Origin of the sequence: Yoonia maritima, from assembly GCF_002933395.1 — a bacterium.
In the GTDB taxonomy this organism is placed as follows: domain Bacteria; phylum Pseudomonadota; class Alphaproteobacteria; order Rhodobacterales; family Rhodobacteraceae; genus Yoonia; species Yoonia maritima_A.
In genome coordinates, this window is sequence record NZ_PKFN01000008.1 from 616,039 (window position 1) to 628,252 (window position 12,214).

The following is a 12,214-nucleotide window of genomic DNA, read 5'->3' on the forward strand; positions in this document are numbered from 1 at the left end:
AAACCCGGCCTTTGACATCGTCGTGATGAAACTTAGGCTTGCAGCTGTGATTCAATGAGGTTGATCGTCTCCTCGACGCCATAAAGCGCGATAAAACCACCAAAACGAGGCCCTTGGGATGCGCCCAACAGCACCTCATACAATGCGGTGAACCAATTACGCAGCGGGTCAAAATTATGCTCTTTGCCAACAGCAAAAACCATAGATTGCAACGCTTCTGCATCTAATCCGCCATCCCAAACCTTAAGACGGGCAACCATGTCTTGCATGGCAGTGCGTTCTTGATCAGTTGGCGCACGGTACACTTTGGTCGGTTTCACAAAATCGTTGTAATAGCGCACCGCGAACCCAGCAGCATGATCCATCTGGGGGTTCTTTTCAGCGGATGCATCAGGCGCATAACGTTGGATAAAGCCCCAAAGGGTTTCTTTGTCTTCAGCACCGGAAACAGACGCGAGGTTCAGCAACATCGCAAACGGCACAACCATGTCAGATGCAGGCACGTTCTGACCGTGAATGTGGAACACGGGGTTGTTCAGCTTACCCTTATCATCTTGATCGGGATACGCGCGTAGCTGCTGATGATATTCATCTACCGCCTTTGGGATAACATCAAAGTGCATCCGCTTTGCCGTCTTTGGCTTGAGGTACATAAAGTACGATAGGCTGTCGGTAGACGCATATGTCAGCCATTCATCAATCGTCAGACCATTGCCCGACGTCTTAGATATTTTGTGACCTTCAGAATCCAAGAACAATTCGTAGGTAAAGTTCTCGGGTGGGCGGCCACCCAACGCACGACAGATACCACCATAAATCGCAGTATTTGTAGCGTGATCTTTGCCGTACATTTCGAAATCAACACCCAAAGCCGCCCAGCGCGCGCCAAAATCTGGCTTCCACTGCAGCTTACAATTTCCGCCAGTCACAGGAAGCGTCACATCTGTGCCGTCTTCATCCGTAAAGGTAATCATACCATCTTTGGTGACTTCTTTCATGGGAACATACAGCACGCGGCCAGTGGTCGGGCTGATTGGCAAGAAGATCGAATAGGTCTGCCGACGCTCTTCGCGCAGCGATTTAAGCATAATCGCCATGACGTCATCGTATTTTTCAGCCGCTTTCAGCAGGATGTCGTCCATCTTGCCGCTGGTGTAATATTCAGTCGATGACGCGAATTCATATTCAAACCCGAAAGTATCCAAAAAGTTGTTCAAACGGGCATTCATGTGATCGCCAAAGCTGCCATGTGTTCCAAACGGATCGGGCACAGCGGTCAGTGGCTTTTGAATAAAGGGTTCTAACGCCGCAGGGTCAGGCACGTTACCCGGTATTTTGCGCATGCCATCCATATCGTCAGAAAAGCACAGCAGCTTAGTCGGAATATCAGAAATAATCTCAAATGCGCGGCGCACCATCGTTGTACGGCTTACTTCGCCAAAGGTACCAATATGGGGCAGACCTGAGGGGCCATAACCTGTCTCAAATAGAACATACCCCTTTTCAGGGTCCTTCTTTTCGTAACGTTTGAGCACACGGCGCGCCTCTTCAAAAGGCCAAGCCTTGGATGTCATCGCCGCGTCGCGCAAATTGGTCATGATATTTCTCACGTCTAAAGAGCACCCCCATGGTGCCTACTTAGCGCACTCCCTATTGCGACACGGGGTCAGCGTCAATAAATGGGTAACAAACACAAAGGAAACACCATGACCGAAGACGCACCGCTGACCGCACAAGACGCCCTTGTGGCGCTTATGATCGCCGTATCGGCATCGGACGAAAATATCCGTACATCGGAATTGGTAAAAATCAGCAACGCAATTAACATGCTGCCAGTGTTTGCAGGATATGACCCCGAACGCCTGCCACGCATGTCAAAAATGGTGTTTGAACTGCTTGAACCCGAAGACGGGCTCGAGGCGCTGTTCGGCCTGATCCGCGACGCTCTTCCTGACCGCCTGTTTGAAACAGCCTATGCGCTTTCGTGTGACGTTGCCGCAGCCGACGGGCTTATTGACGAACAAGAAGGGCGGATGCTTGAAGAAATTCGTGAAGAGCTTGATCTTGATCGGCTCCATGCGGCCGCAATTGAACGCGGTGCGCGCGCGCGTCATTTAACGCTTTAAGACGGCAATGCACGAAAAAAACGGCCCCTTTCGGGGCCGTCACACCATTTAAAAAGTAAAACTATTAAGATTCGTCGTCATCGAGCACACCATCATCTTCAGGTGCTTCGATAGAAATCGTCGGTACTTCGATGGTTTCAGTGGTCGTAGAAACATCCACATCAGGTACTTCAACCTCAACTTCGGCTTGCCCCATTTCGATTGAACCCACGTCAGCGTCGAACTCTGGCAATGCGCCACCTTCAACAGATACGTCAACGTCTGGAAGTGCGCCTTCTTGGGTCTGGTCGATGTCGATCATATAATACGCAAATACTGCGATCACAGCCGCAAGAACCACACCTACAACAGTCATGCCCGTCTTCATTTTATGTCTCCTTTTTCGTGCGCTGCTGCCAAATTAGCAATCAAGCGCTTTCAGAAAATGAACACATGTCTAGGTCAAAAGGTTCCCAAAAATCTTGCGCATCATTATAGCTGCGTTGCCCATCCACGCAAAAGTTCCTGCTGAAGCGCCTTTGCTTCACGATTCCATTGGCGGGCGCCGGGCGGTGATTCGCTTCCGTCAATCTTGCCACGCTCACGCGCCTGAACGTCGGCCGCAAAAATCGCAAAAGCAAGGTTCCGTCCATCAGCAGCACGCAAATATCCGGCCAAATTTGATACAAAGTTCAAAGTTCCGGTTTTCGCCTGAACGGCATCTTGGGTCGCAGGGATCACATCGCCTTGTGTGTTTCGTACAAGAATGTCCTTCATTATCGGCCGAAGCGTCCGCGCCACGTCAGGCGCGGTCAAAAAGCGAACCATATCAGACGCCTTAAGACGCGATGTGTCCCCTAACCCGGAATGATCCGCAAAATAGGGGCTAATACCGCCAGCGCGTTGCCGCGCCCAGCGCGACATGCGAGCGGCAGACGCTAGCAGCCCCCATTTTTGCCCAGTGTCTTTGGTCGTAGTCGCGAGCCCCGCGGCCTCTGCTGTAATATTAGTCGAATAACGCATCATCGCCCGCATAAGGTCGGTCAAAGGCGCACCTTGGAACGACGCCATTGCGGTGACACCCGATGGCAAATCAGCAATCTCTGCGGCTGTCTTTAGCACAATACCCTGACTACGTGCGAAAGTGGCAAACACTTCTCCCGCATAAAGCGCTGGGTGGCGCACAGGCAGCCAGCGTGACCCACCATTATTCAGCGCAGACCTTGCGACGCTCCACTGATCTACGTCACCAAGATCACGATAGGTAAAAACAGGTGTAGCGCGATCGGCAATTCGTATCCGCGACGTTGTGACCACTGGGCGGTAATTTGCACTGCGGGCATCCATCGCAGTGGTATAATTGGCCCCGTCCCGCTTCCATTCAAAATGCACGCGATTAAAGTTCAAATTTAGTCCCGTTACGGTCGGGTTATATCCAAGATGATCTAACTGCGTCCTATCGATTTCATCTAAATTCACCAGCGCGTCATCCCAGACGAAAAAGTTGCCTTTTACCTCGGTAAGACCTGTGTCTTTTAGACGTTGCGCCAGCTGCGCAAGATCATCGGTCACCAGATTCGGATCACCACCGCCAGCTAGGATCAGGTTCCCGTCCAACACACCATCAGTCACGGTCCCATCGGCATATATCGTCGTCTCAAACTGATGCAGTGGGCCTAATTGCTCTAGCGCATAAAGCGCGGTGACAGCTTTGGTTACGCTGGCGGGCGGCTGCGGTACATCTGGACTATGCGCCTCGATCAGCTCTCCCGTATCTGCGTTGGATAGGACTATGCCAATCTCACCGCTTAGACCGGACTGCGTAATCACTCGTTCGGTAATTGTCTGATAGCTTGGGCGCACAACAGGCCGCAGCGATGACATCGGCGCTTCGGCACTGACGCCAGTTGCATAGCTCGAAGCCAGCCCGGCGAGCATCGTGCGTCTGGTCAGCTTCATTTCCACTCACCTCGCGCACGAATAGCCGTCGAGGACTGATTGGACATTGGCAGGTTCACAAACGACCATGCGGGCGCAGGCAAACGTCCAATGATGTGGCTTGCTGTGCTCGGAACCTTTGATTGGGCATACATACGCCCGGCTTTAGACAGCCGCGCCGCGATGCGATCACCGGGGCGCGCAATCACGCCAATTGGCACGTTATCGATAATCCACCGCCAATCCTGCCAGTAATGGAACTGCGCCAAGTTATCAGCCCCCATCAGCCATACAAAACGCACCCCCGGATACCGCCGCTGCAAAGCCTGCAAGGTTTGCGCTGTGTACCGCGTGCCAAGCTGTGCTTCGACCCCGGTCACGCGAACACGTGGGTGTTGCATCATGGCTGACGCCGCCTGAATCCGTTCATTTAAAGGGGCAGGCCCATTTTTCTTAAGCGGGTTCCCCGGACTGACAAGCCACCAAACATGATCCAGTCCAAAACGTTTCAGCGCCGCCTTGGTAATATGCACATGGCCTTCGTGCGGTGGATCAAACGATCCACCAAGCAAGCCAATCACCTGACCAGATTTTGCGACTGGAAATCCGTACACACCACTTCCTTTATTACCCAAAGGCAAAAAGCCGAGGTCCGCTGTAAAAGTAAAGCCCTGTCAGGCTACAAAACGCATGAACGCGAACTGTTCACCATTCGGGGACCAACACGGAACGTTGATTGTGCCTTGTCCTCCGTTTAGGCGAACAAGGCGCTTGGCTGAACCGCCGGATGCTGACATCAAACGCAACTCGACATCAAGTCCACCGGGATGTCCTTGGGTATCCTTTGGATATGCCAAGTAAAGAACATGTGTACCGTCGGGCGATGGATGCGGAAACCAATTCACCGCTTCATCATCGGTCATCTGCTCAAGATTTGTTCCATCTGGCCTGATCCGCCATAGATCAACCCGACCGTTATGTTCACCGTTAAACCAAATCCACTGGCCATCAGGCGTATAATCGGGCCCGTCAACATGATCGAACACATCCGTGATGCACCGTTCAATCCCGCCGGCGACCGGGCAAGTATAAAGCGCAAATGGCCCACCACGTTTAGCGACATACGCTAATGTCGCACCGTCAGGCGACCATCCATGCCAATAGGACGGCGTCTGCTCGGTCACGCGTGAGGGCACACCGCCACCAATCGGCACGGTATAAATACAACTTTCATCCGTGCGACGACTGTCACTTATGACCAGCATCTTTCCATCAGGCGAAACACCGTGATCATTGTTGCAGGCAGTTGCAAATCCTGTATCGATAGGATGCAATGCTGGCGCATCCAACGGCACACGAAAAATCCACCCACCACCGTTCACAATCAGATAGCCATCTGGATGCCAATTGGGCGCTTCAATATGCTCAGGATGGTCCAGCAAGACCTCTACCGCCCCACTGTGCAACGTGTAAACACAAAGCTGGCTCCGTAGGGTGGGTTTCAACCCACCTCTCCCGGCAGATAGTTGAACTGAGTGAACCGAGCTTCCTTGCCCTGACCTGACGTATCAAATGCAACCATCCCAACGAAGGCGCCTGTGAACGATCCGTGTTCACCCCGCCCTCCTTCGTCTGATATCACCGACGCATCAAGCGCAGGACCAAAGGCAACCCACTCGCCCCCTTGGCGATAATAGAACTGCTGCATTGCTCCGTTCACCTCAACACGCAGGTCAACTGATCCACGCTCTAGCCGCGCGTCCTCGGTTGGAAACGTCAGCGCACACTCAGGCCAGTCGCCCGCACAGGACATTAACGTCAAAACGGGGCCAACACCTTCGGCATAAGTCACCAACGCCGCGTGAAACTTGTGACGGTTGTAATAGGTCGTCAAACCCGCTGCCTGCTGATAGGTATCGGCGACAATTTCAACTGTCGTTTCGGCACAATACGCGTGGTGTTCTTGCCGACGAGCAACCAATGACTGCTCAAACCAGCTTCCGATGCTTTCACGCCCAATCAAAACCAACGCATCATCATCTTCGCGGAAAATGCGCGCGGTTTCCGGTGTCCGAAGCCATTGAAACTCTGGCGGTAGCTGTCCACCAAGCTGGCGCAACACTGGCACAGGCGCATGCTGTTTCACATCAACAGGCGCTTTGACCTCGACCCGTGGCACCATACCCCCTGCCTTCAGATACAGCCAGTCGTCGCGCCACTCGACTTCCTCGATGCCTGTCTCTCGGCCAAGGGCACAAAATGGGCCATGCGGCCCCTCCAATGGACGCCCCATCAGAAACGTATGGTAAAGACCGCCCCAATGGGTTTCGACATATTGGCCATGCCCGGTGCGCTGAATCGGTCCATCCGACCCTTCCGCGCAGATCACATGTAAATCTGGGTGGTTTTCATAAGGTCCCCAAATATCCCGAGAACGCGCGAGCGACACCGCATGATTGTAGCCAGTGCCACCTTCAGCCGTAGTCATGTAATAGTAACCGTTACGCTTAAAGATGTGAGGCGCTTCGGTCAGGCCACGTGGCGTGCCTGCGTATACATTTTTCACCGGGCCAAACAGCCCCTTTTCAGGTAACCATTCCTGCAACAAAATACCGTCAAACGATGCGTGTGCAGGGTTTCCGCCAGTGCCGGGACCGCGATGGTTCCATTGCATATTCATGAAATATTTGCGGCCGTCGTCATCATGAAACAGCGACGGGTCAAATCCACTCGAATTCACATACCAAGGATCGGTCCATTCACCATCAATCGTTTCACAGGTGGTGATATAATTCGGCGCATCTTTGAACCCACCGTCCAGCCGCTTAACATCCGTGTAAACCAGCCAAAATTTGCCATCTGCATACGACAGACAGGGGGCCCAAATCCCGCAGCTATCACCGTTGCCGCGCATATCCAAAAGCGCAGCGCGGTTGAGCGGACGCGCGACCAAATCCCAATTCACTAAATCGCGCGAATGATAGATTTGCACGCCGGGATACCACTCAAACGTGGACACAGCGATATAGTAATCTTCGCCAATCCGACAAAACGACGGGTCAGCGTTGAAACCGGGTAAAATCGGGTTCTGGATCATTTCTTACGCTCCGCCGCACCCTGCGTTTGCTCGGCTGATTTGGCCCAAAGATTGATCTGCTCTTCGTCCGCATATTTATCGATCAGCGATAGTTCATCTGCCGTGAAGTCCAGATTGTTAATCGCACCAACGCAGTCTTCGACTTGGCTCGGCTTCGATGCACCAATCAGTGCGGTCGTGATCCCGCCATCGCGCAAGACCCAGGCAATCGCCATCTGCGCCAGCGTCTGACCGCGGCTTTCGGCAATCTCATTAAGCTTACGAATGTTCTCAATCGCACGCTCGGTCAGCATGGTGGGCGCAAGCGATTTACCTTGGCTTGCGCGGCTGTCTTCAGGAATGCCACCCAAATATTTCTTGGTTAGCATGCCTTGGGCCAGCGGTGTGAACGCAATCGACCCAACGCCGAGATCCTGAAGCGTATCTTTCAAACCATCGCGTTCAACCCAACGATTTAGCATGTTGTAAGACGGCTGATGGATCAGACAGGGCGTACCCAGATCTTTCAAAATCGCGACGGCTTCGCGGGTGCGTTCAGTGTTGTACGAAGAAATCCCCGCATATAGCGCACGACCCGACCGCACGATGTAATCCAACGCGCCCATCGTTTCTTCAAGTGGGGTATCAGGATCGAAACGGTGCGAATAAAAGATATCGACGTAATCCAAACCCATCCGTTTGAGCGACTGATCACATGACGCAATCAAATACTTGCGGCTACCCCATTCACCATATGGGCCGGGCCACATGTCGTAGCCTGCTTTGGAACTGATAATCAGCTCATCGCGGTAACCTTTGAAATCCTCGGACAAGATCGACCCGAACGCATGTTCCGCAGAACCCGGCGGCGGGCCATAGTTATTGGCCAGATCGAAGTGCGTGATTCCATTGTCAAATGCCGTCCGACAAATTGCACGTTTGGTATCATGCGGCGTGTCGTGGCCAAAGTTATGCCAAAGCCCAAGCGAGATCGCTGGAAGCTTTACACCAGACGCCCCACAACGGCGGTACACCATGTTTTCATAACGGTTTTCTGCTGGAACGTAGGTCATGTGTTATCCTCCCCTATAACGTTTACGTGGCAAGCGACCACGGCTCTGGTGCGATGTCAACGGGGCAGTCAGGAAAACCTGACCCGAGATCAACTTTGCCGTGTGTTATACTGCTTTTGCTGCATCTTATTTTTAGCGGCATAAACTTTAGCAACAAAGGAGTGTCCTCATGGCACGTTTTGCGATCGACCTTGGCGAAATGCCGATGTCCAAAGAAGATCAACTGCAACTTCAAAATGAATTGCAGTCCGTAGCCCTTAAACATGTTGCGCGGCTGGGGTTTGACAAACCCTTTGCCGTCAAATTTCCACGCGAATGGTGGGGCATTATTCTGCACCCTGACCTTGATCGTATTTCTCAAATCGAAGCCGACCTTGGAAAACGGCTTGGGGGCTTGTGATGGGCCGCCCTGAAAGGGGCACTTTGGATTCCATAAACGCTGGGGCAGACCGTAGCTGCCCCAGCGCACGGTGCGAACCGGGTGCCAAATTACTGGGCGTTAAAGGTGCCGATGGACGCATTCACAACCTACGCACTGCAATGGCGGTCGATGATGAATTTATCACAACTGCTAGCAAAGTAGGCCCACCAGAACAACGGATGCGTTTCTCAAGCCATTGCGCGACCAACGGGTGCAGCCAGTGGACAGGAAATCGATGCGGGGTCATTGACCGCGTACTTACACATATCGAGGGTTTCCATTTACCCAAATCAGATGGGCTACCCGCCTGCCCCATTCGCGCCACCTGTCGATGGTTCGATCAAACTGGGGCAAAGGCATGCCATGCCTGTTCATATGTGGTCACCGATAACGCATCTGCTGTGGTAGAATAACACTCCTGTCCTGCCGCGCATTGGCAGGACAGCAGCACTGATTGTTATGGGTACAATCCTGCGCTTTTCATGAATGAAAAGCCATGCAACAGTATTTTTATGACACAGCTTTATACCCGCAACGGCGCGCCCGTATCGCCTCTCACGTTTGGAACCATGCAATTCGGCGGCACAGCCGACGCCCAAGAAAGCCGTGCGATGTTCGATGCAGCACGCTCCATCGGGATAAATCACTTCGACACCGCGGTGGGATATACGGGGGGTCGCTCTGAATCCATCCTAGGCGGCATGATCAAACAACAACGAGACGAAATTTTTCTGGCCACAAAGGTCGGATATATTGGCGGCGCGTCGCGCACAAACATCGAAGACCAATTTGACCGCAGCCGCAAGCAGCTAAACCAAGACACCGTAGACCTGCTATACCTACACAGATTTGATCCAGATACACCGCTTGAAGAAACCTTTAGCACCTTGGCCGAACTTCAAAGCGCGGGCGTTATCCGCTACATCGGCGTGTCGAACTATGCTGCTTGGCAGGTGATGAAAGCCCAAATCGTTGCGAGATCACTGGGTACAAAAATAGACGCGATCCAACCCATGTACAGCCTTGTCAAACGTCAGTCCGAAGTCGAAATTTTCCCGATGGCGCAGGACCAAGACATCGCAGTTATTCCGTATTCCCCGCTTGGGGGCGGGTTGCTGACGGGCAAATACGCAAATGGCGGCACCGGTCGATTGACTGAAGACGAACGATACCAAGCGCGCTATGATGAAGCATGGATGCATGATGCAGCAAAGGCATTGTCAGGGCTTGCATCTGAATTGGGCACTGATGCCGCGACCCTTGCAGTGGCGTGGGTCAAGACCCACCCTACGCGACCCAGCCCTATCATTTCAGCCAGATCGGCCAAGCAGTTAGAACCGTCACTGGCCGCAAATGAATTTGACATGTCCGCCGAACTTTACGCGCGAATTACAGCGCTCAGTGTTACCCCAGCACCTGCGACCGACAGATTGGAAGAAGCATGATCGACTTTCTCGTTATAGGAGGTGGTATCGCTGGATTATCAGCTGCAGCACGTCTCTCAGAGCTTGGCAGCGTCACTGTGCTGGAAAGCGAAAGCGCGCTTGCCTATCACGCTTCGGGACGATCTGCCGCCCTGTTTGAACGCAACTATGGAAAGCCATCAACCATCGCGTTGAATGAAGCGTCTTATGATTTTCACAAAGACGCTGATGTCCTTAGCCCCCGCGGGATTATGCTGGTGGGAAATAATGGGAATAAGGCAGAGTTCAACACTGACTTCGCCCAAATGAAGCTCAACCAGCTAAGCATATCAGAGGCCCGAGAACGTCTTCCCATCCTTAATCCCGATGTGGTTACGCAAGTCGGCTATGATGACCGCGCCCAAGACATCGACACGGATAGGCTCAATCAGACATTCGCCAAATTGGCCCGTAAAAATGGAGCAATCATTCAAACGAAATCCGCTGTCACTGGCATAAAACGTACCGATTTAGGTTGGGCGGTGACAACCGTATCGACTACCTATGAGGCAAAAAATATAGTGAATGCCGCAGGCGGGTGGGTCGATATCATCGCGAAAATGGCAGGTATTGCGCCACTTGGCTTTACGCCGCTTCGTCGGTCAATGGCCCGTATTCCCGCCCCCGAAGGCATGAACGTCAGCACTTGGCCTATGGTCTTTGCAGCAGGTGAAACATGGTATTCTAAACCTGATGCAGGTGCATTAATCGTGTCGCCCGCGGACGAAGACCTTGTAACGCCACACGATACATATGCCGATGATATGGTATTGGCCGAAGGTATCGCGCGGTTCGAAGAAAACGTTACCATGTCCGTGACCCGTCTTTTGTCATCATGGGCCGGAATGCGCACGTTTTCACCGGACCGGACGCTCGTTCTTGGGCCAGACACCAACGACCCCAGTTTTATCTGGTGTGCGGGACAAGGCGGATATGGGATGCAATCGGCCCCCGCCGCAAGCCAGCTACTTGCTGATTTGGTCGCCAACCGCACCCCTGCAATTTCAGCTGATTCCGTTGCCGCACTATCACCCGTACGTTTTGCCTGAAAGACCACAATGACACAGACTACAAACCCGCAGGGGCAGCCTATCGGCAACCCAGTTCCCGAATGGACAGGCTGTGCACCTATTCCCAAAACACCAATGTGCGGACAGTACTGCGACCTTGTTCCGCTTGATTTAGCGCACAGTGACGAACTGTTCGCGGCCTTTGATGCGGATACAACTGGTACGCTGTGGACATATATGCCCGTCGGGCCATTTGCGTCAGCGCAAGACTATGCCGCATGGGTTGAAACCGCGCGTCAGAGCCAAGACCCGCTGTATTTCGCAATCATCGCCAAAGATACCGGTCGCCCAGTTGGGGTCGCGAGCTTCCTTCGAATTGATCCAGCCAATGGCGTGGTTGAGGTCGGATTTATTACTTTTGCACCCGCACTTCAACGAACCCCCGCCGCAACTGAAGCCATGTATCTAATGATGAAACGTGCCATGGGCGACCTGGGCTACAGGCGATACGAATGGAAATGTGACGCGTTAAACGCCCCCTCCCGCAGCGCGGCACAGCGACTTGGCTTTAGCTATGACGGGCTGTTTCGACAGGCGACTATCTATAAGGGACGCAACCGCGATACCGCGTGGTTTTCTATACTCGACCAAGACTGGCCGACTGTTGAACACGCCTTTCAAACTTGGCTGGCACCTGACAATTTTGATACAAACGGACAACAGCGCCAACGTTTGTCTGACCTAATGCCATCGTCAATAATCAATCCCCCCGATTGAATATCTACGCGAGATCGCCAATTAGAGCAGCATGGAAAAAGACAAAACCGTCACAAGCCGCAAACGGTTCGAACGCGAATTTAATCGCGTAGCTGAGCTGGCCCCTTGGATAGACCGATTGCGCCAGCCCGGCTGGTTCGTTGTGCGTCTATTTTTAGCGCTTATTCTGATCGTGGGCGGCTGCCTTGCGATCCTGCCCGTACTTGGGCTTTGGATGATCCCGGTTGGGATGCTTTTGCTTGCAATTGATATCCCTGCGTTACAAGGGCCGTTAGCAACCCTTATCGTGCGTGGCCGGTGGACATGGCACCGGATACGCAAGCGCTGGCGCGGTTAGACAGCGCTTGCGTA

The 12,214-nt window shown here is 53.0% G+C and carries 14 protein-coding genes; 7 read left to right on the plus strand and 7 right to left on the minus strand.

Annotation, left to right across the window (positions count from 1 at the left end; translation table 11 throughout):
- Window positions 1-32: 32 nt before the first annotated feature.
- Window positions 33-1,598: a lysine--tRNA ligase gene (locus tag CYQ09_RS09585; RefSeq protein WP_106745155.1), complete on the minus strand. Its 1,566-nt coding sequence runs from the start codon at window positions 1,596-1,598 to the stop codon at window positions 33-35.
- A gap of 108 nt (window positions 1,599-1,706) precedes the next feature.
- Here CYQ09_RS09585 and CYQ09_RS09590 point away from each other — a divergent pair, with 108 nt between their 5' ends.
- Window positions 1,707-2,126 carry a tellurite resistance TerB family protein gene (locus CYQ09_RS09590; RefSeq protein WP_106354654.1) on the plus strand — a complete coding sequence of 140 codons (420 nt, stop codon included), beginning with the start codon at window positions 1,707-1,709 and terminating at the stop codon, window positions 2,124-2,126.
- A 64-nt stretch (window positions 2,127-2,190) separates the two neighbouring features.
- On the opposite strand, the gene CYQ09_RS09595 is transcribed toward CYQ09_RS09590, so the two are convergent.
- From CYQ09_RS09595 to mgrA, 6 genes are all read right to left on the minus strand, one after another.
- Complete coding sequence (locus tag CYQ09_RS09595; RefSeq protein WP_106745156.1) at window positions 2,191-2,493, minus strand: hypothetical protein; 303 nt, start codon at window positions 2,491-2,493, stop codon at window positions 2,191-2,193.
- Between the two features lie 104 nt (window positions 2,494-2,597).
- The gene (gene dacB, locus CYQ09_RS09600) at window positions 2,598-4,064 is read right to left on the minus strand and encodes a D-alanyl-D-alanine carboxypeptidase/D-alanyl-D-alanine endopeptidase (protein WP_239495899.1); all 1,467 of its coding nucleotides are present in this window, start codon (window positions 4,062-4,064) and stop codon (window positions 2,598-2,600) included.
- Window positions 4,061-4,657: a nicotinate-nucleotide adenylyltransferase gene (locus CYQ09_RS09605; protein ID WP_239495900.1), complete on the minus strand. Its 597-nt coding sequence runs from the start codon at window positions 4,655-4,657 to the stop codon at window positions 4,061-4,063. Before CYQ09_RS09605 ends, dacB begins: the two co-directional genes overlap by 4 nt.
- 60 nt (window positions 4,658-4,717) lie before the next feature.
- Window positions 4,718-5,548 carry a TolB family protein gene (locus tag CYQ09_RS09610; protein WP_106745159.1) on the minus strand — a complete coding sequence of 277 codons (831 nt, stop codon included), beginning with the start codon at window positions 5,546-5,548 and terminating at the stop codon, window positions 4,718-4,720.
- Window positions 5,545-7,140, minus strand: a complete 1,596-nt coding sequence (locus CYQ09_RS09615; RefSeq protein ID WP_106745160.1) for a glycoside hydrolase family 43 protein — start codon at window positions 7,138-7,140, stop codon at window positions 5,545-5,547. The genes CYQ09_RS09610 and CYQ09_RS09615 overlap by 4 nt, the downstream gene beginning before the upstream one ends.
- Window positions 7,137-8,192 (minus strand): L-glyceraldehyde 3-phosphate reductase, encoded by a 1,056-nt coding sequence (gene mgrA, locus CYQ09_RS09620; protein WP_106745161.1) that lies wholly within the window; start codon window positions 8,190-8,192, stop codon window positions 7,137-7,139. Before mgrA ends, CYQ09_RS09615 begins: the two co-directional genes overlap by 4 nt.
- Window positions 8,193-8,361: 169 nt before the next feature.
- Between mgrA and CYQ09_RS09625 the strand changes: the two genes are divergently transcribed.
- The 6 genes from CYQ09_RS09625 to CYQ09_RS09650 all read left to right on the plus strand — a co-directional run bounded on the left by CYQ09_RS09625 (window position 8,362) and on the right by CYQ09_RS09650 (window position 12,200).
- Window positions 8,362-8,592 (plus strand): hypothetical protein, encoded by a 231-nt coding sequence (locus tag CYQ09_RS09625; RefSeq protein WP_106354638.1) that lies wholly within the window; start codon window positions 8,362-8,364, stop codon window positions 8,590-8,592.
- 23 nt (window positions 8,593-8,615) lie between these two features.
- Window positions 8,616-9,026 carry a hypothetical protein gene (locus CYQ09_RS09630; protein ID WP_204353924.1) on the plus strand — a complete coding sequence of 137 codons (411 nt, stop codon included), beginning with the start codon at window positions 8,616-8,618 and terminating at the stop codon, window positions 9,024-9,026.
- Between the two features lie 99 nt (window positions 9,027-9,125).
- Window positions 9,126-10,058, plus strand: coding sequence for an aldo/keto reductase (locus CYQ09_RS09635; protein ID WP_106745163.1), 933 nt, complete (start codon window positions 9,126-9,128; stop codon window positions 10,056-10,058).
- Window positions 10,055-11,125, plus strand: coding sequence for an NAD(P)/FAD-dependent oxidoreductase (locus CYQ09_RS09640; protein WP_106745164.1), 1,071 nt, complete (start codon window positions 10,055-10,057; stop codon window positions 11,123-11,125). Before CYQ09_RS09635 ends, CYQ09_RS09640 begins: the two co-directional genes overlap by 4 nt.
- Before the next feature lie 9 nt (window positions 11,126-11,134).
- Window positions 11,135-11,863 (plus strand): GNAT family N-acetyltransferase, encoded by a 729-nt coding sequence (locus tag CYQ09_RS09645; protein WP_106745165.1) that lies wholly within the window; start codon window positions 11,135-11,137, stop codon window positions 11,861-11,863.
- 31 nt (window positions 11,864-11,894) lie between these two features.
- Window positions 11,895-12,200: a hypothetical protein gene (locus tag CYQ09_RS09650; protein WP_106745166.1), complete on the plus strand. Its 306-nt coding sequence runs from the start codon at window positions 11,895-11,897 to the stop codon at window positions 12,198-12,200.
- The last annotated feature ends 14 nt before the right edge of the window (window positions 12,201-12,214 follow it).

Excerpts from the sequence above, each read along its gene's own strand:
- CYQ09_RS09590 (WP_106354654.1), top strand. The coding sequence starts at position 1,707 with ATGACCGAAGACGCACCGCTGACCGCACAAGACGCCCTTGTGGCGCTT.
- CYQ09_RS09595 (WP_106745156.1), bottom strand. The coding sequence starts at position 2,493 with ATGAAGACGGGCATGACTGTTGTAGGTGTGGTTCTTGCGGCTGTGATC.
- CYQ09_RS09645 (WP_106745165.1), top strand. The coding sequence starts at position 11,135 with ATGACACAGACTACAAACCCGCAGGGGCAGCCTATCGGCAACCCAGTT.
- CYQ09_RS09615 (WP_106745160.1), bottom strand. The coding sequence starts at position 7,140 with ATGATCCAGAACCCGATTTTACCCGGTTTCAACGCTGACCCGTCGTTT.
- CYQ09_RS09635 (WP_106745163.1), top strand. The coding sequence starts at position 9,126 with ATGACACAGCTTTATACCCGCAACGGCGCGCCCGTATCGCCTCTCACG.
- dacB (WP_239495899.1), bottom strand. The coding sequence starts at position 4,064 with ATGAAGCTGACCAGACGCACGATGCTCGCCGGGCTGGCTTCGAGCTAT.
- CYQ09_RS09640 (WP_106745164.1), top strand. The coding sequence starts at position 10,055 with ATGATCGACTTTCTCGTTATAGGAGGTGGTATCGCTGGATTATCAGCT.
- CYQ09_RS09650 (WP_106745166.1), top strand. The coding sequence starts at position 11,895 with ATGGAAAAAGACAAAACCGTCACAAGCCGCAAACGGTTCGAACGCGAA.
- mgrA (WP_106745161.1), bottom strand. The coding sequence starts at position 8,192 with ATGACCTACGTTCCAGCAGAAAACCGTTATGAAAACATGGTGTACCGC.
- CYQ09_RS09625 (WP_106354638.1), top strand. The coding sequence starts at position 8,362 with ATGGCACGTTTTGCGATCGACCTTGGCGAAATGCCGATGTCCAAAGAA.
- CYQ09_RS09585 (WP_106745155.1), bottom strand. The coding sequence starts at position 1,598 with ATGACCAATTTGCGCGACGCGGCGATGACATCCAAGGCTTGGCCTTTT.